Source organism: Pseudonocardia sp. UM4_GMWB1 (assembly GCF_017312155.1).
Lineage (GTDB): Bacteria > Actinomycetota > Actinomycetes > Mycobacteriales > Pseudonocardiaceae > Pseudonocardia > Pseudonocardia alni.
The window spans coordinates 214,034-235,257 of the sequence record NZ_QJPN01000001.1; the positions used below are offsets into that span (position 1 = coordinate 214,034).

Below are 21,224 nucleotides of genomic sequence, written 5' to 3' on the forward strand. Positions count from 1 at the left end.
CCACGACTAGCCAAGTGTCACGAGGTGAATGTCCTTCCGGAAGGCCGTTCGTGCGAATATTCGCAACAGCGTTGTCGCGATTCCATTCGGTGATTCGATCCGAAGACCAGATCGGCTCAATTAGATCAGACCGATTTCGTCGAGTGCGATGCAGCGCGGTCGCGCGCGTTTGATGGCTCCGCTGAACCTCAACGTCGATACTTCTAATAGGGCCTCGGATCAGGACGTCCGCCGTTCCTCCGCCGGGAAGAGGCTCCTCCTGTCGCGCTTCATACCCGACTGCGTCAGCGGCAGTGCAGAACTCGTCCTTCTCGCGTCGATGCTCAGCACTCTCGCCACTCGGCAAGTGATGCTTAGCGCGGCCATCAAAGTGAACGACAACCCAGCGCTCAGCTGGGGTCCCCTCGTGCAACTTCTTTAAGTAGATGTAGATCCCACGGACGCGGCCGTCCGAGTCCCGGCGGGAGACGAGTTCGGGGTCACTGCTGTCGTCGTGCTCTCTACACTCCACGATCTCTCGTCCAGCCCGGCCACGACCGGTGATCTTCTTGTACAGACGATCTGCAAGATCACGATCAGCAGGGGAAGTATCCGGTCCAATCTCGAAGTCGATAGCGGAGCCGAGGTGGGTCGCCCGCACCACCAGGTGCGTCGGTTCGTTCGCCATCAGACCTGGCACCTCCCCGGGGCGCGGCGCCCCCTTGCCGGAGGCTTCTCGACATGGTCTCACACTCATGCCTGTGAGGACCTCGATATTCCTAGGAGCTATGAGCAGCGTCCACGACCCGACACACGACTCGAAACGAGGACTCCGACCGATGAGCGCGACCACGGTGCGGGTCGTGCCGCGCAACGTAACGACTGAGCAGGGTTCGGCAGATACGTCGGTGTGACCCCTGCTGCCCCGCCGTTGCCGCCGAGCCCGGAACCGTCGGCTGTCGTAGTCCCCGCGCCGATGCCGGACGTTCCGGCGGCCCCCGCACCGACTGCGGAGCCGACCTTGTTCGGGCTCGCGCCGGAATGCGTCAGCGCAGCCGCGGGTGTTGCGACTGCGTTGATCGCTCTCGCCGCATTGATATTTGCGCGACGTGCTGCAAACGCGAATAAGGAGACTCAGCGCGACCAGCGCGCTACGCTCGATCTTCAGCGACAGCAGTTCGCGGATGCTCGCGAAGCCGAAGAACGCGCGCAGGCGTCGCGAGTGTCGTTCTATATACCTGGCCTCCGTACGCGCGAGCGCATCGTTAGACCTGATGGCCGGGGCGCGACCTCGTTTTCCGGCCCGAACTCTGTGCGCCTATTTAATACGTCAGAGAGTCCGGTATTTACGGTTGTCATGTGGGACGAAGAACCAAGTCTGCGACTTTTGCATGCATTGCATTACCTAATGCCCACTGGCAAAGAGGCGAGGAACAATTTCATGCAATACGACAAGCATTATCCCAATACTGCCGCGGTCATGTTCTTTCGCGATGCTTCCCGGGCCCCCTGGGTCCGCCTGCACACCGGAGAGCTGCACCGGGCGAGCGCAGAGCAAATCGCGATCGCTGACCGACTTACCGAGCTCATACAGACGTCGGGCGATGACGAGAGCCCCGTCGAGCTTCCGTCAGTCGAGACCGCACGACCAGCCGCAAACCCAGAGAGGGCGGGCCCCGGTCCGGACCGATCGGACTCCTCCGGCCAGCCGGAGGGTCGCGCGTCGAACGGGGAGCAGCCAACTGTGCCATGACCTGCGTCGACCCGGTCGTCGACATCGCAGCTCACGCTACAGACGCAGCAACTCCGCTCGAGCGTCGAACGCTCGTTGCAGAATGCACGCTCCAGGCGAAGCGAGCGGCTCGTCGCGCAGTAACCGGGTCACGTTGACTTCATCAAATCGGAGTCCGTCGGTCACATTGACGACATCGGAGGAGCTGACGAGTGACCCCTCTGAATTGACCGATACGGCGTCACCGAAGAGTTCATCGAACACATCGTCGTCGAATACGACGACTGTGAGGACGGTTGCGGTCAAGGTGAGAGTGTCGAGGCCGATCCCCAGGCAATACGGCGTGAGTCGCCCATCTTGCCGCGCCCGCTCCAGGTCGTTGTAGAGCTGCCAGTCTTCGTATATCAGCGGCTCCCCCGAGCTGCCATCCCTCTCGGGATCGCCGAGAACCTCTTCGCTGTACTCCCGGACCATGCTCCGCCACAAACTGAAGTCGTTCTCGCGATCGTGGGTTGCGACGGTCGACGGCTGGAACTCTCCCGCCGGAATCAGCCCGTAGATGCCGGCTGAGGTCGCGACCTTCGCCGGGTCCCGCCAGTGCAGCAGGAACGTCGCCTCTCCGGTATCACGGTTTCGGCGCAGCGTGAGCGTCTCGATGGCCGGGATGATGTAGCGCCGTTCCATGTCGAACGGGTCCCCGATGAGCCCCCGCAACGGCAGCTCACTCCAGTCGAGCTTCTTGCTCGCTCGCTCCGCGGCAATCGCCATCTCGTGCGCGATCGCCTCAGCGAGGTCGAGCTTGTCGAAGTAGGCCGCGAGCCCGAACGTCATCCGCGGATCGTCGCGTAGGTCGACGTCGAGCAGGCGGTAGCTGGTGCGGTTCTCGAACAGCTTCGGCGGGTCGAGGTAGCGCACGGCAGAGGTGTAGCGCGGGAACGACTTCCCCGGTGCCCTCAGCGGCAGCGTGGCCGCTGCCTCCGGCTCACTGCCGGTGATGCTGACCGGGGGCGGGTTGTCGCTCCATTCCAGGCGGATGTCGTCGAGCGGGATCGGCCGCTCCGGCGTCCACTGCGGCAGCGCCAGGAACGTCAGGTCCCCGACCCGCACATCGGGTTGGTAGAGGTCGGCGGCCCGCTGGGCCAGCTCCCGGCGGGACCGGTTGAGCGCACGGCGCGTCCGGCGCCACTTCTCCTGGCTCACCGCGACCGGGTCGACGTCGCCGACCAACCGCGAGTCCGACGGCTCGGCCACGGGCCGCAGCAGCTCGTCCGACAGTCCGAGACGGGCCGGCGAGATGTTGAGCTGCTGGGCGATGCGCAACAGCATCTCGATGTCGGTAACCCGGCGCTTGCCCGTCTCGATCTTGGAAACGTAGGACTGATCCAGGTGCAGCAGTTGGGCCAGGTCGGCCTGGTTGATCTTGTTGGCGCGGCGGTACTCGCGCAGGACTTCGCCGAGCAGGTCGGTGTTCAGTTCCAGCTCCGATGACGCGGGGGACGACAGCCACGGCTCGTCTGGCACGAGAATTCTCCGCCTTCCTCTCGGGCGCCGGCCCCGCGGACGCGGGCTCCGACCAGTGCTTATGCCTGGTAGTCCTAGCAGGTCACGGGGTAGGTCAGAGGGTCCTTGGACTCATGTGTCCGGAGACTCGATTCTCGGTTCATGGCACCGAGACGAGCACTACGAACCCGAGTCCGAACCAGACGCCGGCGCCCGGTCGAGCATCTCGCCGATGGTCCGCTCGACGTCGTTGAGCGTGGCCTTCGCCCGGCGGACCTGGTCCCGCAGCGCGGCGAGTTCGAGCCGGCCCGCCGCGGTGGTCCGGGTCGCCCCGGCCGGCTCGTCGGCGACGAACGCGCCGCTGCTGGGTCGCACAACGGCCCGGCCGGACGCTACGAGGAGCCGGACAGCCGCCTGTGCGGTGTTCACGGCGATGTCGTGGTCGGTCGCGATCTGCCGGTAGGAGGGCAGCCGCTCCCCCGGCCCGTAGGTGCCGGCGTCGATGTCACGGGCGAGCAGCTCGGCGACGCGATGGCTCGCGTGGCGCGGCTCGGCGTCGTCGGGCTCGGAGTCGGGCGCAGCCATGCCGGTGAGGCTACTCGCCGTCTCAAGACGGCGGTTGACGTTGCGACAGTCGAGCCTTACCGTCGCAATCACAGCAACCGTATTAAGACGGATCGGAGCGTCATGCACACGGACCGACACGACACCGCCGAGCTGGACGACTGCACCGTGCCCCTGGCCGACGAGCAGCGTGATGCGCTGCACGAGTTCTGGGACCGCGTCATCGCCGAGGAGTGGGGCCCGGCCCCGATCCCGCGACCGGCCCCGGTGGACGGGGCGTTGGTGGAGCTGGCCGAGCGCCGGCGCCGGCGCAGCACCCGCCGGGCCATGACCCGGATGACCCGCGCAGCGCAGGTCACCGCGCCCGCACCGAGCTACGGAGGTGAGGCAGCGTGATCGCGCTGCGGGTCACCGTCGGCTGCGACGACTGCGCGATGGCCCTGGCCGGTACCGACCAGGTGCGGACGACGACCGACGGACTGGCGGCGGCCCGCGCCGCCGGCTGGGTGGTTCGGCTGTCCGGCCGGCTGCTGTGCCCGGCATGTGCCGACCCGGCGCTGTGCCGGTTGCTCGGTCACGACTTCGGCCCCGCCCCGGTGTGGCGGGCGTGCGCCTGCGACGGCTCTCTGTGGGAGCACTCGACCTGCGAGCCGTGGCAGGACCCAACCTCGTGGGAGGGCTGCGGGTGGGAGTGGCGGACGTGCCGGCGATGCGACCACGTCGACGACCGGCACGTGACCCAGGCCGACGAGGCATCGCGACGAGCCGAGGAGCGCGCGGCCGACGCCTACGTCGCCGCGATCGAACGTGGCGAGCTGCGCCCGCAGCCGGCACGCCGCAACGGGAACCGCAGTGAGCACCAGCCCGGCGACGGGATCTTGGCGGATGTAGCCGCCGGGCTGGCTCTCCCCCACCAGCAGAACGCACGTGAGGAGACCGCGATGGTAGAGCCGCACGGGCCCCGGCCCGCCACCCCGGCCGGGGGTGAGCAGCGGTGAACGGGCAGACGATCGCCGTCGCGCTCGGCGTCCTGGCCGGGCTGGTCCTGATGTGGTCGTGGGCGGCCGGCGCACGCGCCGGGCGCAAGGTGCAGAAGTCGATCCACCACGCCGGCCGCACCGGCAACAACGCCGCCCGAATCCTGACCACCGCTGCAGTGGTGGTCGGGGTGCAGTGGGCGGTCGTGAAGCTCTCGGCCGACCCGATCGCCTGGGTCATCGTGCTCGGCGTCCCAGCGCTGATCGCCGGGGTGACCGTGGCTCGGATGCTCGCCGGCCCGGACGACGTCGTCCGCGTCTCGTCGCGGGGTGTCCGGTGAGCGCCGCGGTGGAGCGCCTCGCCGAGCAGGCCGCGGATGCGGCTCGGGTGCGGGCCCTGACCACCGATCCGGACGTGATCGCGCTGCGGGTCGAGCGGGTGCGTACGCAGGTGGACGGGCTGCTGTGGGCCGGCATCGTGCTCGGTCTGGCGTTCACGATGGTCAACGTCCAGAGCTTCGCCGCTGCCGGCGCCCCGATGTGGTCGGCCGCGTGGTGGGTCGCGTGGCTGCTGGACCCGATGGTGTCGCTGGTGCTGCTCGCGGTGCTGCGCGCCGAGCAGGTCACCGCCCGCTACCAGGTCGCGTTGCCGACCTGGGCGCGGCGGACGAAGTGGCTGACCTTCGCCGCCACCTACGTCATGAACACCTGGACCTCGTGGGGCCTGGGCGACGCACCGTTCTCCGCTGCCAGGGTGGTGCTGCACTCGGTGCCGCCGCTGGTGGTGTTCGCGACCGCCGAGACCGGCCCGGTCCTGCGTGACCGGCTCACCGAGGCGGTGCACCGCGCGGTGGCCGCCGGGCCGGCGCCGGCCGCCGAGCAGACTCCGGTAGTTCACGACCCGGTCGAGCCCGACGTTCACGAGCCGGCCGCCGAGCCCGCTCCGCGAATCGCGGCGGCACCGGTCCGGGCACCGCGTGGCGGTGGCCGACGGAAGGCGGCGGCCCGGCCGCGTCGGCTGCTGGCCGACTACGTCCGTGCCGCGTCCGAAGCGCTCGACAGCGCCCGGGACGCCGGCGAGCAGGTCGACGTCACGCCGGCGTGGTGCCGGCAGGTGACGGGCTGCTCGGCCGGCACCAGCGTCAAGGTCGCTGCCGCCCTGCGCGCTGCGCCCGCCTCGATCGACTCCGCTCGTTCCCGCGACAGCCGGCCGGTGGCCGGCGAGGAGGTGGCTGCGTGATGACCGACCACCCGCACACCCCGAACCCCGACCAGCAGACCCCGGCGACCGTTCACGAGCCCGCGCCCGACACCGTTCACGACGGGACCGGCGCCCGGGTGCTGAACTTCCGCCCGCGTTCGGCCGACCCTGTCGAGCGCTCCTACCGCCCGACGGTGGTCGACGGCGAGATCGTCGACGACACCGATGTCCAGCACGTGGCGGTGGACCCGCCAACCGGGGCGGACGTGGCACTGCCGTGGCGCCGTGAGGTGTCCCGCCGCCCGGTCGTGGAACCGTGGCTGCGCAGCCGGGAGGACATCGCGGCCGCCGCCCGCTGGGCCGCCGGATGGGCGTGGCACTCCACCGGGTTCCACACCGTCCGAGTGCCCCTCTACGCCGCCCGCCTCACGGCCCGCGCCCCGCGGGGCGCGGTGACCGCGGTCGCCGGCGCCGCTCGGTGGGCCGGCGACGCCGAGTCCCGACCGTTGCGGGAGCAGGCCATCCGCTCCGGTGAGCCGGACCAGTACCTGCGTCTGACCGCTGCGCGCGCCGAGCGGATCACGGTCCGGCGACGGCTGCTCGCCGCCGCGGTGCTCGGCGGGGCCGGTGCCCTGGTGGCGCTGTGGACCTTCGCGCCGCCGTGGCTGCTCGCCGTCCTGCTGGTCGCCGGGGTGTTGGTGCTCGGCTGGGTCGGGTCGCCGGCCGACAAGCCGGTCACCGGGCGGTCGGTGGTCACCCATCGGCCGACGCGGCTCACCTCGGAGGTGGTCGTGCGGGCCCTGGGCGCGCTCGGTCTGGGCGAGATGAACAAGGCGCTCGCGAAGGGGCCCAACGGGATCACGTTCCCCGCACCGATCACCCGTGACGGGCCGGGCTGGCGCGCGGACGTCGACCTGCCGTTCGGGGTGACGGTGACCGACATCGTCGAGCGTCGTGATCGGCTCGCGTCCGGCCTGCGTCGCCCGCTGGGCTGCGTGTGGCCCGAGCCCGCGCACGACGCCCACGCCGGCCGTCTCGTGCTGTGGGTCGGCGACCAGGACATGAGCCAGGCCAAGCCGCGCCCGTGGCCGCTCGCCGCGCACGGCGAGGTGGACCTGTTCAAGCCGGTGCCGTTCGGTGCCGACCAGCGCGGCCGGTCGGTGTCGCTGCTGCTGATGTTCTCGAACGTCCTGATCGGGGCGATGCCGCGGGTGGGGAAGACATTCGCGCTGCGGGTGCTGCTGCTGGCCTGCGCTCTGGACCCGACAGCTCAGCTGCGGATCTTCGAGTTGAAGGGCACCGGGGACCTGTCGCCGATGGAAGGGTGCGCGCACCGCTATGCCTCCGGCGCTGACGACGCCACGCTGGAACTGGCGATGGAGTCGCTGCGCGAGCTGTACGCCGAGCTCAACACCCGGGCCAAGCGCATCCGGGAGCTCCCGCGGGAGCTGTGCCCGGAAAACAAGGTCACCCCGCAGATCTCCGGGCGCCGTGACCTGGGCCTGTTCCCGATCGTCCTGGCGGTCGACGAGTGCCAGGAGCTGTTCTCCCACCCCGACTTCAAGGACGAGGCCGACCGGCTCGCGACCGGCATCATCAAGCGCGGCCCGGCGATGGGGATCATCCTCATCCTCGCCACGCAGCGCCCGGACGCGAAGTCGCTGCCCACCGGGGTCAGCGCGAACGTCGGCACCCGGTTCTGCCTGCGGGTGATGGGCCAGACCGAGAACGACATGGTGCTCGGCACCAGCGCCTACAAGAACGGCATCCGGGCGACCACGTTCACCGCGAAGGACAAGGGCATCGGCTACCTCGTCGGCGCCGCCGACGAGCCGCAGATCGTGCGCTCGGCCTACATCGACGCACCCGCCGCGGAGACCATCGCCGCGCGCGCCCGCGCACTGCGGGAGGCCGCCGGCACCCTGTCCGGCCACGCCGTCGGCGAGACGGTCGAGGTGACCGGCGGGCCGTCGCGGTCCGCGCTCGGTGACGTGGCCGCGGTGTTCGCCCCCGGCGAGGACCGGCTGTGGTCCGACGTCATCGCCGCCCGGCTGGTCGATCAGTGGCCGACCACCTACGCCGGCACCACTCCGGCGACGCTCGCCGCCGCCCTGCGCCCGTACGGGGTCGAGCCCAAGCAGGTGTGGGGCACCGACCCGCAGACCGGCGACGGACGCAACCGGCGCGGCTATCACCGCGACGCCATCACGACCGCGTGGGAGACCGCAGAACGGCGGCGCCGCACCGGCACCGACGGTGACACCGAGTAGCCAGACGAGAGGGCGCGGCGGCGGGTGCGACTAGCAGTGAGCCCCGCTAGGTCTAGCACCCGTCGCTAGCGCGCCACACCACATCTGATCAGCCCGCTAGCAACCTAGCGCCACCAGGGCGAACACACCCGGAAATCCCTCCACACAGCATCCACACGGGTGCTGCGGCGCTAGACCCATGCCGAAATCAGGAGCCCGAATGTCGACACAGAGTGACCGTTCCGGCAGTCCCACAGACCGTGCTCGTCTCGCCGGCTGGCTCGACCTCGCCGCCCGCGGCTGGCACCTCTTCCCGGTCCTACCCGGCCGCAAGCAGCCCGCCATTCCGGCGTGGGAGTCCCGCGCCACCACTCGCCCGGAGACCATCGTGGACTACTTCACCTCCCACCCCGACCACAACGCCGGCATCGCCTGCGGCCCCTCCCGGCTCCTGGTCGTCGACTGCGACACCCCCAAGCCGACCGACCCCGACCAGAGCCGCGACGGCGTCGCCGTGCTCGCCGGCCTCGCCGCCGGCCGGGGCGGGCTGCCCGACACCTGGACCGTCGCCACACCGTCCGGCGGCCGACACCTGTACTTCCGGGCCCCCGCGGTCCGGCTCGGCAACACCGCCCGCACGCTCGGACCGATGCTCGACAGTCGCGGGCACGGCGGGCAGGTGCTCGCCCCCGGCAGCCGGCTCCCGAACGGCTCCTACGAACTGCTCGACGACACCGACCCGCCCCCTCTGCCGGGGTGGTTGGTCTGGCACCTGTCCGTTCGCCCCGCCACGGCCAACTCAGCGCCGTCTGAGCGGCCCACCACCACGCCACGCGACGCCGGGGCCTACGTGTCGGCGGTCGTGCGGGCCGAGCTGCAGCGCATTGCTCAGGCCGGGCGCGGGGACCACAACGCCGCGGTGTTCACCGCTGCCCGCGCCCTCGGGCAGCTCGTCGGGGCCGGGGTGCTCGACCGCGACCAGGCCGCCGCGGACCTGACCGCTGCGGCCGGGCACATCGTCGACGGGCCGTGCGACTGCACCGCCGGCGACATCGCCGCCACGATCGCGTCCGGACTCGGCTACGGCGCCCGCCGGCCCCGTCGGCTGCCCACCCTGTCGAGCACTCGCTCCCACGGCGAGGGGCGGCGATCGGCATGAGCACCACACCCGCCGGCCTGCGCGCCGTCCCGGACCTGCCCGCAATCGCGCCGTCCGAGCTGCTCGACCAGGTCGCCGCGTTCGTCTCCCGGTTCTCGGTGTTCCCCGACCGGCACACCGCCCCGATGCTGGCGCTCTGGTACGCCCACACCCACGCCGTCCAGCACTTCTACACGACCCCGCGCCTCATCCTCGACAGCGCCGAACCCGGCTCCGGCAAGACCCGCGTCCTCGAAGTAGCGCAGTACCTCGTCCGCAAGCCCGAGATGACCATCTCGATCACCACCGCAGCCATCTTCCGGATGCTCTGCGACGGCCCGGTCACGCTGCTGTTCGACGAGATCGACGCCGTGTTCTCACCCAAGGGCGGCGGGAACAACGAGGACCTGCGCGGGCTGCTCAACTCCGGCTACAAGCGCTCGGCCACCGTGTCCCGCTGCGTCGGCGACGCCTCCCGGATGAAGGTCGAGCGATTCCCGGTCTTCGCCCCGGTCGCGCTGGCCGGGATCGCCGGGGCGATGCCCGCCACGATCACCACCCGCGCGATCACCGTGCACATGCGCCGCCGTGCCCCGCACGAACGCGCCGAGGCGTTCCGCGAGCGTCGGGTCGAGAACGAGGCGACGCCGCTGCGCGAGCAGCTCGCCGCGTGGCTCGACAGGGTCGGGGAGGACGAGCTGGTCGGGGCAGAGCCGGTCATGCCCGAGCAGGTCACCGACCGCGCCGCCGAGGTCTGGGAGCCCCTGCTCGCCATCGCCGATCTCGCCGGTGGGCACTGGCCCGACACCGCCCGCGCCGCCGCTGTGCACTTCGTCGGGCAGGCCACCGAGACCGGCACGTCGGTCGGGACGCGGCTGCTCGCCGACCTGCGCGCTCTGTTCACCGCGCACGAGGCCGAGCGGATGGCGACCAGCGACATCATCGGCCGGCTCTGCGCCGACGAGGAAGCCGGCTGGGCCGACCTCGACGGCCGCCCCCTCGACGCCCGACGCCTCGCCCGCGAGCTGGCCCGCTACGGCGTCCGCCCCGGCCCGCTGCGCATCGGCGGACACGTCACCAAGGGCTACCACGTCGACGGCGCACTCTTCGACGCCTTCGCCCGCTACCTGCCACCCGCCACCGAAGCCACCCCGGCAGGTGCGGTTACCGCGGTTACGCCGGTTACGGCGCAGGTCAGAGGCGTAACCGATCCCGACCGCGTAACCGCACCGACGGTTACGCCCCCTGTCGAGCCCTCACCCGACGACCCGCCCGAGCAGACACCCGTAACCGACGCTGCGGTTACGCCCCGCTCGTCGGTTACGCCTCTGACCAGGCACGTAACCGCTGTAACCGACGTAACCGCTACCAGTGGAGGTGCCCGATGACCGACGACCGCACCGCGCAGATCGGGCAGCTCCTCGCGCAGCTCGCCACCCTCATGGCCGACCAGCCGGCGCCTCGCGAGCCCGAGCCCGCACACCGGCCGGCACGGGTCCTCTTCACCGTCGAGGAGGCCGCGGAACAGCTCGGCATCGGGAAGACGACCGCGTACGCCTACGTCCGCACCGGCGAGCTGGAATCCGTCCTCATCGGACGACTCCGACGCATCCATGCCGACGCCATCGCCGGTTTCGCCGCCCGGCTCGTCGCCAAGCACCGAGCCGCCTGAGAGGACCGGACATGACCCGCGAGAAGCGCACCCGAAACGCCAACGGCCGGTCCAGCATCTTCGAGGGCTCCGATGGCTCGTGGCACGGCTACGTGACCGTCGGCACCAAGGACAACGGCCGCCCCGACCGCCGCCACGTCCGAGCCAAGACCAAGGCAGAGGTGACCAAGAAGGTCCGGAAGCTCGAACGAGACCGCGACGAGGGCAAGGTCCGGAAGGCGGGCCAGACCTGGACCGTCGAGCAGTGGCTCCGGCACTGGCTGGACACCATCGTTGCGCCGCCGGCGATCACGGAGAACGCCCACATCGCCTACGACGTCGCAGTCCGTGTCCACCTGATCCCCGGCATCGGCGCCCACCGGATCGACCGCCTCGAACCCGAGCACTTGGAACGGCTCTACCGCAAGATGGTCGCTGCCGGGGCGAAGCCCGGTCGGGCTCACCAGGTCCACCGGACGATCCGAGCCGCGCTTAACGAGGCGCTGCGGCGCAAGCACATCACCGAGAACCCCGCCTCGCTTGCTCGCGCGCCGCAGCCGGACGAGGAGGAGGTCGAGCCGTGCACCGTCGAGGAAGTACAGCGAATCCTCGACGCAGCGAACAAGGGCCGAAACGCAGCGCGCTGGGCTGTGGCCCTCGCCCTCGGGCTGCGGCAGGGCGAGGCTCTCGGACTCAAGTGGTCCGATGTCGATCTGGACGCCGGAACGCTAGTGGTGATGCGGAGTCGCCTGAGGCCGAAGTGGGCCCACGGCTGCACGACACCGTGCGGGCGCAAGTTCGGCGGGCACTGCCCCGACCGCGTGGCTCTTAGGCCAGAGACGGCGAAGACGAAGTCCCGCGCCGGCCGACGCGGGATGGGGCTTCCCGATCCGTTGGTGGAGCTGCTGCGTCTTCACCGGAAGCACCAAGATGAGGAGCGAGCCGCCGCCTGCGACCTGTGGGAGGACACCGGATATGTCTTCACCACACCCACTGGACAACCGTTGAATCCGCGGACCGACTACACAAATTGGAAGGTGCTGCTGGACAGGGCAGAGGTCCCGGAAAGGCGCCTACATGACGCGCGACACACCGCGGCGACAGTCCTGCTACTACTCGGCGTTACGGAGCGAACAGTCATGGCGGTGATGGGTTGGTCAAGCACTGCGATGGCAGCTCGATACCAACACGTTGTCGCAGCAGTTCGGCGTGACGTAGCGATACAGGTGGGCGGGCTCTTATGGAAGCCATAAGCCCGTGATGTGGCGCCGGCGGCAGACTCTGTCGCCGGCGCCGCGCTAGATCAGACGCTTCGCTCGATCGTCAATAAGGCCCCATGCAGCATTTGTCATCAACATGCCGGCCAGCGCCATAGTGACCAGATTCGAATCCGACGCAGTCACTCTCAGATCCAGGACACCCGCAGCCACCTCACCGATCTGCTCTTGTTCTAGCACCGACAGGGTCGCCCAGGGCTTCGCGTGAGCCATACCGCTGCATGAACGCCAGCAGAAAAGGGCCATATCCCCGGTCAGGTCCGGATTAGCCTCGCCCGCAATTTGAACGATGGTCGAGTACGCGACCGGACGGGCCGCGATCGTAGCGATTGCATCCTGCGAGAGGCCCGCTTCCCTGCCTACCTCTTGCAGCTTTGCCTTTCTAGACGCTAGATCGTCTGGCGCTCCGCCTGTCACGTTGTGAAAGTCTTGAGCATCTCCCCATTGCAGTCGAAGTCGCCGCAGCACTCGCTCTTGGCGACCAGCCGGCGCGAGGAGCCACAGAGGGACGGACGCGTTCTCTATCGCAGCACGGAGGATCGTGAAGGATGCGTACGGATGCACTGCCTGCGCGCCCCGAACCAAGCTCTGCAACGCGTTGAGATGGTCCACCGCGCTAGCCATAGCCAGGTGCGCAGAGTGGGACATCTGGTACGGATCAGTAGCGGCATCATCTCCAGCAAGACTGCTGCCGGCCTCAGGTCGCGTGGCTACATCAGATACCCGGCGTTGCCAAAGCTCGACGACAGCGAAGATCTCACCGAGTCGGCGCTTCGTCTCATCATCAAGTTCGTGCATGCCGTTCTCCGATCGTGCAACTGCACACTGCCGCCTGCGCCGCCCGAGCCCCAGCCAGCCCTGCGCTCCACCGGAGCATCCCACCCAGCCAACTCGGGCCTCTGGCTCCTGCGAAGCGCAACCACAACTGCAACCAACGACAGAGGGCCGGACCCCCGACTCGGGGATCCGACCCTCTGACCAGCGGTAGCGGTGGGATTTGAACCCACGGAGGCGTGAACCTCACGCGCTTTCGAGGCGCGCTCCTTCGGCCGCTCGGACACGCTACCGCCGACAAGGTTACAAGAAGCTCAGTCGCGGTCGGTGCACGGGGTCCGGCCGAAGAACTCGCGCATCAGCGCGGCCGCCTCACCTGCGCGGACCCCGCCGACGACCTCGGGCCGGTGCGCGAGCCGCCGGTCGCGCAGCACGTCCCAGAGCGAGCCCGCGGCACCGGTCTTGGGCTCCCACGCCCCGAACACGACGCGCTCGACCCGGGCCAGCCCGATCGCGCCGGCGCACATCGTGCACGGTTCGACGGTCACGGCGAGGGTCGTCCCGGTCAGCCGCCACTCCCCCACGACGGCCGCGGCGGCGCGCAGGGCGAGCACCTCGGCGTGCGCGGTCGGGTCGCCGGTGGCCTCGCGGGCGTTGCAGGCCGCGGCGAGCTCGGTGCCGTCGGCGGCGAACACGACCGCGCCGATCGGGAGGTCCCCGGTTGCCGCGGCATCGCGCGCCACGTCGAGGGCACGGCCCAGCGCGAGCCGATCGGCCGGGCGGAACAACTCAGGAGCCGACGAGCTCGTCCAGCGCGGCGGCGAACCCGCAGCGGCGGGCGATGGTGTCCAGCTGCTCGTCGGGGTACAGCTCGAGGTCGGAGACGAGGATCTCCAGCTCGTCGGCGGGCAGGCCGAGGTCGGCCAGGATGCCGAGGTCGCCCTCCGGCCAGGCGTCGTCGAGGGCGTCGTCGTCCGGGGGGAGCTCGACGCGGAGCAGGTCGAGCACGTCCGCGGCGATGTCGTAGTCCAGCGCGGCGACGGCGTCGGAGATCAGCAGCCGCACCCCGCCCGCGGACGGGCGGAGGAGGACGAAGAACTCGTCGTCGACGTCGAGGAGGCCGAGCACCGCGCCGGTGGAGCGCTGCGCGCGCAGCGCGGTGATCGCCGCGTCGAGGTCCACGAGCGCTTCGGAGTCCAGCCGGACACAGCGCCAACGGCCCTCCTCCCGGATCGCGGCGACCGCGAATCCGGGCAGGGCGGCGCCCCGGGTGTCCGGGGCTGCCTCGACGCTCTGTGTGGCCACGCGTCAACGGTACGTCGCTCCGGGGTTGTGAGTCACGCCACGACCAGGTACGCGTGGTCACACCGGGCCCGCGGGCGCCGGACGGGCTCCGGTCAGCGACGATCGGTCCATGCCCATCACGCCCGCCTCGGTCGCGGGGCTCCCCGGCGGCCTGCTCGAGGCCGCTCGTGTCCTGCAGCCGCGGACGGTCGCGCTGCGCCGGGCGCTGCACCGGGCACCGGAGCTCGGACTGCACCTGCCCCGCACCCGGGACGCGGTCCTGCGGGCCCTCGTCGGGCTGCCGCTGCGGATCCGCACGGGCGGGTCCTGCACCTCGGTGACCGCCGTCCTCGACGGCGACCGTCCCGGGCCGACGGTGCTCCTGCGGGGTGACATGGACGCGCTGCCGCTGCCCGAGGACAGCGGACTGGACTTCGCCTCGGCCACCGACGGCGTCATGCACGCCTGCGGGCACGACACCCACACCGCCATGCTCGCCTCGGCCGCGCGGCTGCTCGCGGACCGGCGGGACCGGACCGCCGGCCGGGTGGTGTTCATGTTTTAGCCGGGCGAGGAGGGGTTCCACGGCGCCCGGCACATGATCGACGAGGGCGTACTCGACGAGGACCCCGAGCTGGCCTACGCCCTGCACATCACCTCGACGGTGCCGACGGGGCAGCTCCACCACCGGCCGGGCCCGATCATGGCGGCCGCGGACGTGCTGCGGGTCCGGGTGACCGGCCGCGGCGGGCACGCCTCGGCCCCGCAGGACGCCTGCGACCCGGTCCCCGCCGCCGCGGCGATGGTCGGCGGCCTGCAGACGCTGCTGACCCGCCGGGTCGGGCCGCAGGAGTCCGCGGTCCTCACGGTGTCCCGGATCGAGGCGGGCACCACCGACAACGTCATCCCGGAGACCGCGGAGCTGACCGGGACACTGCGGACGTTGTCGCAGCCGGTGCGCACGCTGCTGCACCGGGCGGTCACCGAGCACTGCCGGCACACCGCGCTGGCCTACGGCTGCACGGCCGAGGCCGAGATCGTCCCGGGCTACCCCGTCACCCGCAACGACGACCGCGCGACCGCCGGGCTGGTCCGCGTCGCGGAGAAGGTGCTCGGCCGCGGCGCCTGCGTGGCGATGCCGGACCCGCTGATGGGGGCGGAGGACTTCTCCTACGTGCTGGACCGGGTGCCGGGCTCGCTGGCGTTCCTGGGGGCGCGGCCGCCGTCGGTCGACCCGGCCCTCGCCCCGCCGAACCACTCGAACCGGGTGGTGTTCGACGAGGCCGCGTTCCCGGCGGGGGTCGCCGTGTACGCGGGACTCGCCCTGGCCGCGACCGGCTGAGCCCCGCCCGGTACGCGACGGCGCCGCACCCCCTCGTGGGATGCGGCGCCGGGAGCGCGGACGCTCAGACGGTCTCCTCGACCTGCTCGGCCGGGGCCACGCGGCCGTAGCCCTTCCAGGTGCGCTGGGCGTAGGCGGCCAGCGCGGAGGTGACCGCCAGGCCCACCCCCGTGCTCGCGATGATCGACAGGAAGACGGCGTTCGACACAGCCATGACGGCTCCTCCTCACACGGGCACGCGCCGGGTCCGGTGACCGGGTCCGGATGACCCGGGCGGAGTCGCGACGCTTGCGAGTCCCACGGGCGCTGCCTGCGCCCGCCGACCACGGTCCCACGTCGGAAAAGCGCTGTCCCGCCTGCGGAAGTACCGATTCGAATGACTCCGCTCACAGACATGTCGGTGCCTCATCCGGCATGGGGGGCGACGTCTCGTTAACGTCGAGGAGAACTGTTTGACGAAACGGACAGAACGCCACGGATCGACAGTTTCCCGACGAAAGCTTCATCCGTGGCGTGCACTGTCGCCAGGGGGAACGCGTGGACGACACAGCAGAAGGGGCGGTCGACGGCGTCACCGTCACCGATCCCGCGACCATGCGGCGCGCTGTTGCGGCGGCCGCGGTCGGCAATATCACCGAATGGTTCGACTTCGGTGTCTACGGTTATCTGGCCACGACCATCGAGGCCGAATTCTTCCCACCCGGGCCGCTGTCCCAGGTGGCGGTGTTCGCGACGTTCGCGATCGCGTTCTTCTTCCGTCCGCTGGGCGGGCTGTTCTTCGGTCCGCTGGGCGACCGCATCGGCCGGACCAAGGTCCTGTCGATCACGGTCATCCTGATGGCGCTGGGCACGTTCCTGATCGGGCTCATCCCGTCGTACGCCTCGATCGGGCTGGCCGCGCCGATCCTGCTCGTCGCCGCCCGCGTCCTGCAGGGCTTCTCCACCGGCGGTGAGTACGCCGGCGCCATGACCTTCATCGCCGAGTACGCCCCCGACCGTCGTCGCGGGTACTTCGGCAGCTTCCTGGAGCTCGGCACGTTCGTCGGCTACGCACTCGGCGCCACCATCGCCTCGGTGCTGCCGCTGGTCCTCAGCGCCGAGTCCATGTCGAGCTGGGGCTGGCGGATCCCGTTCTTCGTCGCGCTGCCGCTGGGCATCGTCGGGGTGTACCTGCGGGTCAAGCTGGAGGAGACCCCGGCCTTCCAGACCCTGCTCTCGGAGTCCGAGGAGCGCGAGGGCACCCAGGTGAAGGACGGCCTCAAGCTGATCTTCACGAAGTACCTGCCGACCTTCGTCATGGTCGGTGGCGTCGTCGTCGCCTGGAACGTCACGAACTACATGCTGACCAGCTACATGCCGACCTATCTGGAGACCACGGTCGACCAGCACGGCGGCACCTCGATCGACTCCACGACGTCGTCGTGGCTGCAGATCGCGGTGCTGTGGCTGGCGGTGTTCATCATCCCGCTGCTCGGGCGGCTCTCCGACCGCACCGGGCGCAAGCCGATCATGTGGGTCGGCGCGGGCGGGCTGATCGTGCTCGGCATCCCGATGATCCTTCTGATGCAGGACGGGTCGGTGCCCGCGGTGTTCCTCGGCCTGCTGGTCATGGGGCTGCTGCTGATCTGCTTCTCGGCCACCGGGCCGTCGACGCTGCCGGCGCTGTTCCCGACACAGATCCGCTACGGCGGACTGTCGATCGCGTTCAACATCTTCGTGTCGGCGTTCGCCGGGACCGTGTCGCTGGTGATGTCGGCGCTCGTCCTGTCCACGGGCGACCTGCTGTGGCCCGGCTACTACCTGATCGCGGCGGGGGTCATCGGCGTCGTGACGCTGCTGTTCCTCCCCGAGACGGCGAACCGGCCGCTGCGGGACTCGCAGCCGTCGGCGGGGTCGGTGGACGAGGCGCGCGAGATCGCGGCGACGATGCACGCCGCGCGCTGACCACCGGTTGTCGGAGTCGGGGAGCGACGGCACGCTGAGCGCGTGCTGCCGCTCCCCGATCTGTTGCGGGCCCTCGACTCCGGGGAGCTCTCCCCCTCCGAGCACGTCGACGACGTGCTGTCCCGGCTCGTGTCCGACACCACGAACTGCGTGGTCGCCCTCGACGCCGACCGCGCCCGCGAGCGCGCCGCCGAGCTGACCGCGCTGTCCGCCGCGGGACGACGGCTGGGCCCGCTGCACGGCGTCGCCGTCGGGATCAAGGACCTGGTCGACGTCACCGGGCTGCCGACCCGGTGCGGCTCGCGGCTGCTGGCCGACGCCGCCCCCGCCACCGCCGACGCACCGGTGGTGACGATGCTGCGGGCCGCGGGGGCCGTGGTCGTCGCGAAGCTCCACACCCACGAGTTCGCCTACGGCCCCACCGGCGACGTCGCCGCCACCGGCGCGGCCCGCAACCCACACGACCCGGCCCGGATCACGGGCGGCTCGTCGTCCGGGTCCGCCGCGGCCGTCGCCGCCGGGCACCTCGCGCTGGCCGTCGGGACCGACACCGGGGCGAGCGTGCGGACTCCGGCCGCGCTGTGCGGCGTCGCCGGGCTGAAGCCGCGGCGCGGGGCCATCCCGGGCGAGCGGGTGTTCCCGCTGGCCGAGTCGTTCGACACGGTCGGGCTGCTGGCCGCCGACGCCGCCTCGCTCGCCGTCGCCCGCACCGCGCTCGGGGAGCCCGGCGCGTCGGCCGCGGCGGTGCTGCCCCGGATCGGCGTCGCCGACGACGACTGGTGGCGCCCGCACGACCCGGTGATCGCCGACGCCGTCCGGGCCGCGGCCGACGCGCTCACCGCGCTCGGCGCGCCCGTCGCCGCCCAGGACACCCCCGGCGTGGCCGAGCTCGCCGCCACCTACCCGGTGATCACCGGCGCGGAGGCCTACGCGACCCACCGGCGTTGGTTCGCCGAGCGCCGCGACGAGTACCAGCCCGCGACGGCCGCCCGGCTCGCCCCGCACGCCGAGGCGCCGGCGCACCTCTACGTCGACGCCCGGCGCGAGCGCCGCCGGGTCGGACGCGCCCTGCTCGACCGGCTCGGGGCCTCCTGCGACGTGCTGCTCTGCCCCACCACCCGGCTGCGGGCCACGCCGATCGGCGCGACCGAGCACGACGGGGTGCCGGTGCTGCCGTCGATGCTGCAGCTGACCTCGCCGTTCAACCTGCTCGACCGGCCCGTCGTCGCGCTACCGGTCCCGGTGCCGGGGCTGCCCGCGGGGGTGCAGCTGGTGGGGGTCACCGTCGGTGAGGACGTGCTGCTGGGGCTGGCGCGGGCGCTGGAGAGGGCGTTGCGGTGATCCTCCCGGTGGCGGTGGCACGCGGGGTCGCCGCGGGCGAGGTCGACCGCGTGTACCGCCGCTGGGCGCGGTCGCGGGTGGCCGTGGGCTCGACGCTGCGCACCGCCGCCGGGGTGGTCGAGGTCGTCGCCGTCGACGAGGTGGACCCGGACCGCATCACCGACGACGACGCCCGCGCCGCGGGCGAGCCCTCCGCCGACCGGGTGCGCCGCGCGTTCCGCGGAACGCGGTCCGACCCGGTGTTCCGCATCGGGCTGCGCTTCGCCGGGGCCGACCCGCGGGAGTCGCTGCGGGACGCGACCGGGGACCTCGACGACGTCGTCGCGGCCCTGGACCGGATGGACCGCCGGTCGCGCCGGGGGCCCTGGACCCGGCCGACGCTGCGGCTGGTCGCCGAGCTGCCCGGGGTACGGGCCGCCGAGCTCGCGGAGCGGGCCGGGCGGGACACCCCGGCGTTCAAGCGCGACGTCCGCGCGCTCAAGGAGCTGGGCCTGACCGAGAGCCTGGAGGTCGGCTACCGGCTCTCCCCCCGCGGGGCCGCGCTGCTCGCCGGACCATGATCACCGGTTGTGGAGTCCGGAGTGCGCTGTCCGTGCCTCTGCGCTCCACAACCGGTGATCACCGGGTCGGGCGGTGCGACGAGCGGAGTCCGCGCGGGGCCGGGAACCGCGGTCTCTACCCTCGTGACGCATGCGAGCGGTGTGTGTGCTGGGGACCGGACTGATCGGCGGGTCGCTGCTGCGGGCCGCGGCCCGCGCCGGGCGCGAGGTGTGGGGCACCGCCGCGTCCGAGCCGACCGCGGCCGCCGCCGTCGCCGACGGGTTCGACGTCACCACCGACACCGACGCCGCGCTGGCCCGGGCCGCCGAGGCCGACGCGCTGGTCGTCGTGTGCGTCCCGCTGACCGCGCTGGAGGCGGTGCTGCGCCGCGTCGACGCGGTCGCCCCCACCTGCCGGCTCACCGACGCGGTGAGCGTGAAGGTGTCGGTCGCCGACGCGGTCGCCCAGTTCGCACCGCGCACCCGGTTCGTCGGCGGGCACCCGATGGCCGGCACCGCCGAGTCCGGCTGGCCCGCCGGGTCCGCGGACCTGTTCACCGGCGCCGCCTGGGTGGTCGCCGCCGACGACGGCCTCGACGTCGAGGTGTGGCGCGACGTCGCGGAGCTGGCCTGGGACTGCGGGTCCCGGGTGGTGCCCGCGGCCGTCGACGAGCACGACGTCGCCGTCGCCCGGATCTCCCACCTCCCGCACCTGTTCGCCGCGGTGCTCGCCTCCGTCGGCGCCGGTGAGCAGGGCGACGACCTCGCCCTCGCCCTGTCCGCGAGCTCGTTCGCCGACGGCACCCGGGTGGCCGGGACCCGGCCCGAGCTGGTCCTGGCGATGTGCGAGGGCAACCGGGGCGCGCTGCTCGCCGCCGTCGACGACGCGCTGGGCAGGCTCGGCGCGATGCGCGGGGCGCTGGCCTCCACCGGTGGGCTGGCCGCGACCGTGCGCTCCGGGCACGAGGCGCGGATGCGGTGGGCCTCGACCCGCGAGCCGCTGGAGGTGCCGGTCGACCTCGGCGCACCGGACGTGTTCGCCGAGCTGCGCGAGCTCGGCCGCCGCGGCGACGTCGTCGAGCCGGTGAAGCGCTAGAGAGTCACCCGGGACGCGATGCCCGGGTAGTCGAGGACGAAGCCGTCGTCGTCGACGGTCATGTCGGCGGCGAACGAACCCGCGGCGAAGCCGACGACCGCTGGCGTGCCGGGCGACCCGGCCGTCACGGTGCGGTAGGTCTGCTCGGTGTTCTCGACGGTCAGTGTCGGGAGGTCGACGAACACCATCGGCAGCACGTGCTCGGCGGGCTCACGGTGCAGGGCGAGGCGCCGGACCGGGAGCGCGTTGAACACCGGGCTGAAGGCGAGGTCGACGTCACGGGCGCCGCCGAAGTGGCCGCGGCTGCCGCCGGAGCCGTCGTCGACCAGCCAGACGCCGTCGGTGCTGCGCGACAGCGTGAGCTGCTGCTCCCCCTCGGCGGTGGCGACGTCGACGGCGAGCCGCGACAGCGTCCCGTCGCCGGCGACGACGAGCCGGTAGGACGCGGTGAGCACCCCGCCCTCCCCGCCGCGGATGATCCGGCCGACGGCACGGAACCCACCGCCGTTGGTCGTGATGCGCGCCGACTCCATGCCCGCGGCGCCGTCGGTCTCGGGGTCGGACCGCCAGGTCAGCATGACCGCCACGCGCGTCACCTCCGGGTCGTCGATGTCGGGCACACCGAACCACATCGCC

At 71.5% G+C, this 21,224-nt stretch carries 20 protein-coding genes, 1 tRNA gene and 1 pseudogene; 14 read left to right on the forward strand and 8 right to left on the reverse strand.

What is annotated here, in order from left to right; all coding sequences use genetic code 11:
- Positions 1–1,768 precede the first annotated feature (1,768 nt).
- Positions 1,769–3,232 carry a helix-turn-helix domain-containing protein gene (locus DMP15_RS01055; RefSeq protein WP_337825352.1) on the reverse strand — a complete coding sequence of 488 codons (1,464 nt, stop codon included), beginning with the start codon at positions 3,230–3,232 and terminating at the stop codon, positions 1,769–1,771.
- A gap of 159 nt (positions 3,233–3,391) precedes the next feature.
- Entirely contained in the window at positions 3,392–3,796 is a 405-nt protein-coding gene (locus DMP15_RS01060; RefSeq protein WP_337825353.1) for a GntR family transcriptional regulator, read from the reverse strand.
- 102 nt (positions 3,797–3,898) lie between these two features.
- Here DMP15_RS01060 and DMP15_RS01065 point away from each other — a divergent pair, with 102 nt between their 5' ends.
- From DMP15_RS01065 to DMP15_RS01105, 9 genes are all read left to right on the forward strand, one after another.
- Complete coding sequence (locus DMP15_RS01065; protein ID WP_337825354.1) at positions 3,899–4,171, forward strand: hypothetical protein; 273 nt, start codon at positions 3,899–3,901, stop codon at positions 4,169–4,171.
- Positions 4,168–4,773, forward strand: coding sequence for a hypothetical protein (locus DMP15_RS01070; RefSeq protein ID WP_337825355.1), 606 nt, complete (start codon positions 4,168–4,170; stop codon positions 4,771–4,773). The genes DMP15_RS01065 and DMP15_RS01070 overlap by 4 nt, the downstream gene beginning before the upstream one ends.
- The gene (locus DMP15_RS01075; protein WP_337825356.1) at positions 4,770–5,093 is read left to right on the forward strand and encodes a hypothetical protein; all 324 of its coding nucleotides are present in this window, start codon (positions 4,770–4,772) and stop codon (positions 5,091–5,093) included. The genes DMP15_RS01070 and DMP15_RS01075 overlap by 4 nt, the downstream gene beginning before the upstream one ends.
- Complete coding sequence (locus DMP15_RS01080; RefSeq protein ID WP_337825357.1) at positions 5,090–5,992, forward strand: hypothetical protein; 903 nt, start codon at positions 5,090–5,092, stop codon at positions 5,990–5,992. Before DMP15_RS01075 ends, DMP15_RS01080 begins: the two co-directional genes overlap by 4 nt.
- Complete coding sequence (locus DMP15_RS01085) at positions 5,992–8,223, forward strand: FtsK/SpoIIIE domain-containing protein (RefSeq protein WP_337825358.1); 2,232 nt, start codon at positions 5,992–5,994, stop codon at positions 8,221–8,223. The genes DMP15_RS01080 and DMP15_RS01085 overlap by 1 nt, the downstream gene beginning before the upstream one ends.
- 199 nt (positions 8,224–8,422) lie before the next feature.
- Positions 8,423–9,361, forward strand: a complete 939-nt coding sequence (locus DMP15_RS01090) for a bifunctional DNA primase/polymerase (protein WP_337825359.1) — start codon at positions 8,423–8,425, stop codon at positions 9,359–9,361.
- Positions 9,358–10,728 carry a DUF3631 domain-containing protein gene (locus DMP15_RS01095; protein WP_337825360.1) on the forward strand — a complete coding sequence of 457 codons (1,371 nt, stop codon included), beginning with the start codon at positions 9,358–9,360 and terminating at the stop codon, positions 10,726–10,728. The genes DMP15_RS01090 and DMP15_RS01095 overlap by 4 nt, the downstream gene beginning before the upstream one ends.
- Positions 10,725–11,012, forward strand: coding sequence for a helix-turn-helix domain-containing protein (locus tag DMP15_RS01100; protein ID WP_337825361.1), 288 nt, complete (start codon positions 10,725–10,727; stop codon positions 11,010–11,012). Before DMP15_RS01095 ends, DMP15_RS01100 begins: the two co-directional genes overlap by 4 nt.
- 11 nt (positions 11,013–11,023) lie before the next feature.
- On the forward strand, positions 11,024–12,244 hold the full coding sequence (locus tag DMP15_RS01105) for a tyrosine-type recombinase/integrase (protein WP_337825362.1): 1,221 nt from the start codon (positions 11,024–11,026) through the stop codon (positions 12,242–12,244).
- A 45-nt stretch (positions 12,245–12,289) separates the two neighbouring features.
- Here the strand turns inward: DMP15_RS01105 and DMP15_RS01110 are convergent, their stop codons facing one another.
- The 4 genes from DMP15_RS01110 to DMP15_RS01125 all read right to left on the reverse strand — a co-directional run bounded on the left by DMP15_RS01110 (position 12,290) and on the right by DMP15_RS01125 (position 14,347).
- Complete coding sequence (locus DMP15_RS01110) at positions 12,290–13,066, reverse strand: hypothetical protein (protein ID WP_337825363.1); 777 nt, start codon at positions 13,064–13,066, stop codon at positions 12,290–12,292.
- 184 nt (positions 13,067–13,250) lie between these two features.
- Positions 13,251–13,335: transfer RNA gene (locus DMP15_RS01115), tRNA-Ser, on the reverse strand.
- Between the two features lie 21 nt (positions 13,336–13,356).
- Entirely contained in the window at positions 13,357–13,830 is a 474-nt protein-coding gene (locus DMP15_RS01120) for a nucleoside deaminase (RefSeq protein WP_083658636.1), read from the reverse strand.
- Between the two features lies 1 nt (position 13,831).
- Positions 13,832–14,347, reverse strand: a complete 516-nt coding sequence (locus DMP15_RS01125; protein WP_174525539.1) for a tRNA adenosine deaminase-associated protein — start codon at positions 14,345–14,347, stop codon at positions 13,832–13,834.
- 109 nt (positions 14,348–14,456) lie between these two features.
- Between DMP15_RS01125 and DMP15_RS01130 the strand changes: the two are divergent.
- Positions 14,457–15,668, forward strand: a pseudogene (locus DMP15_RS01130) (M20 metallopeptidase family protein).
- 64 nt (positions 15,669–15,732) lie between these two features.
- Here the strand turns inward: DMP15_RS01130 and DMP15_RS01135 are convergent.
- Positions 15,733–15,882, reverse strand: coding sequence for a hypothetical protein (locus tag DMP15_RS01135; protein ID WP_157818417.1), 150 nt, complete (start codon positions 15,880–15,882; stop codon positions 15,733–15,735).
- Positions 15,883–16,205: 323 nt separating this feature from the next.
- Here DMP15_RS01135 and DMP15_RS01140 point away from each other — a divergent pair, with 323 nt between their 5' ends.
- From DMP15_RS01140 to DMP15_RS01155, 4 genes are all read left to right on the forward strand, one after another.
- Positions 16,206–17,612, forward strand: coding sequence for an MFS transporter (locus tag DMP15_RS01140; protein ID WP_073575729.1), 1,407 nt, complete (start codon positions 16,206–16,208; stop codon positions 17,610–17,612).
- Between the two features lie 42 nt (positions 17,613–17,654).
- Entirely contained in the window at positions 17,655–18,953 is a 1,299-nt protein-coding gene (locus DMP15_RS01145) for an amidase (RefSeq protein ID WP_139282812.1), read from the forward strand.
- Positions 18,950–19,513, forward strand: a complete 564-nt coding sequence (locus tag DMP15_RS01150; protein ID WP_073575728.1) for a hypothetical protein — start codon at positions 18,950–18,952, stop codon at positions 19,511–19,513. Before DMP15_RS01145 ends, DMP15_RS01150 begins: the two co-directional genes overlap by 4 nt.
- A gap of 130 nt (positions 19,514–19,643) precedes the next feature.
- Positions 19,644–20,588, forward strand: a complete 945-nt coding sequence (locus DMP15_RS01155; RefSeq protein ID WP_174565871.1) for a prephenate dehydrogenase — start codon at positions 19,644–19,646, stop codon at positions 20,586–20,588.
- Here the strand turns inward: DMP15_RS01155 and DMP15_RS01160 are convergent.
- Positions 20,585–21,208, reverse strand: coding sequence for a putative glycolipid-binding domain-containing protein (locus DMP15_RS01160; protein WP_312888627.1), 624 nt, complete (start codon positions 21,206–21,208; stop codon positions 20,585–20,587). The genes DMP15_RS01155 and DMP15_RS01160 overlap by 4 nt on opposite strands.
- Between the last annotated feature and the right edge of the window lie 16 nt (positions 21,209–21,224).

Bases quoted from the DNA above. Each gene is read 5' to 3' on its own strand.
- DMP15_RS01060 (WP_337825353.1), bottom strand. From the start codon at position 3,796: ATGGCTGCGCCCGACTCCGAGCCCGACGACGCCGAGCCGCGCCACGCG.
- DMP15_RS01065 (WP_337825354.1), top strand. From the start codon at position 3,899: ATGCACACGGACCGACACGACACCGCCGAGCTGGACGACTGCACCGTG.
- DMP15_RS01085 (WP_337825358.1), top strand. From the start codon at position 5,992: ATGACCGACCACCCGCACACCCCGAACCCCGACCAGCAGACCCCGGCG.
- DMP15_RS01090 (WP_337825359.1), top strand. From the start codon at position 8,423: ATGTCGACACAGAGTGACCGTTCCGGCAGTCCCACAGACCGTGCTCGT.
- DMP15_RS01095 (WP_337825360.1), top strand. From the start codon at position 9,358: ATGAGCACCACACCCGCCGGCCTGCGCGCCGTCCCGGACCTGCCCGCA.
- DMP15_RS01100 (WP_337825361.1), top strand. From the start codon at position 10,725: ATGACCGACGACCGCACCGCGCAGATCGGGCAGCTCCTCGCGCAGCTC.
- DMP15_RS01105 (WP_337825362.1), top strand. From the start codon at position 11,024: ATGACCCGCGAGAAGCGCACCCGAAACGCCAACGGCCGGTCCAGCATC.
- DMP15_RS01110 (WP_337825363.1), bottom strand. From the start codon at position 13,066: ATGCACGAACTTGATGATGAGACGAAGCGCCGACTCGGTGAGATCTTC.
- DMP15_RS01135 (WP_157818417.1), bottom strand. From the start codon at position 15,882: ATGGCTGTGTCGAACGCCGTCTTCCTGTCGATCATCGCGAGCACGGGG.
- DMP15_RS01155 (WP_174565871.1), top strand. From the start codon at position 19,644: ATGCGAGCGGTGTGTGTGCTGGGGACCGGACTGATCGGCGGGTCGCTG.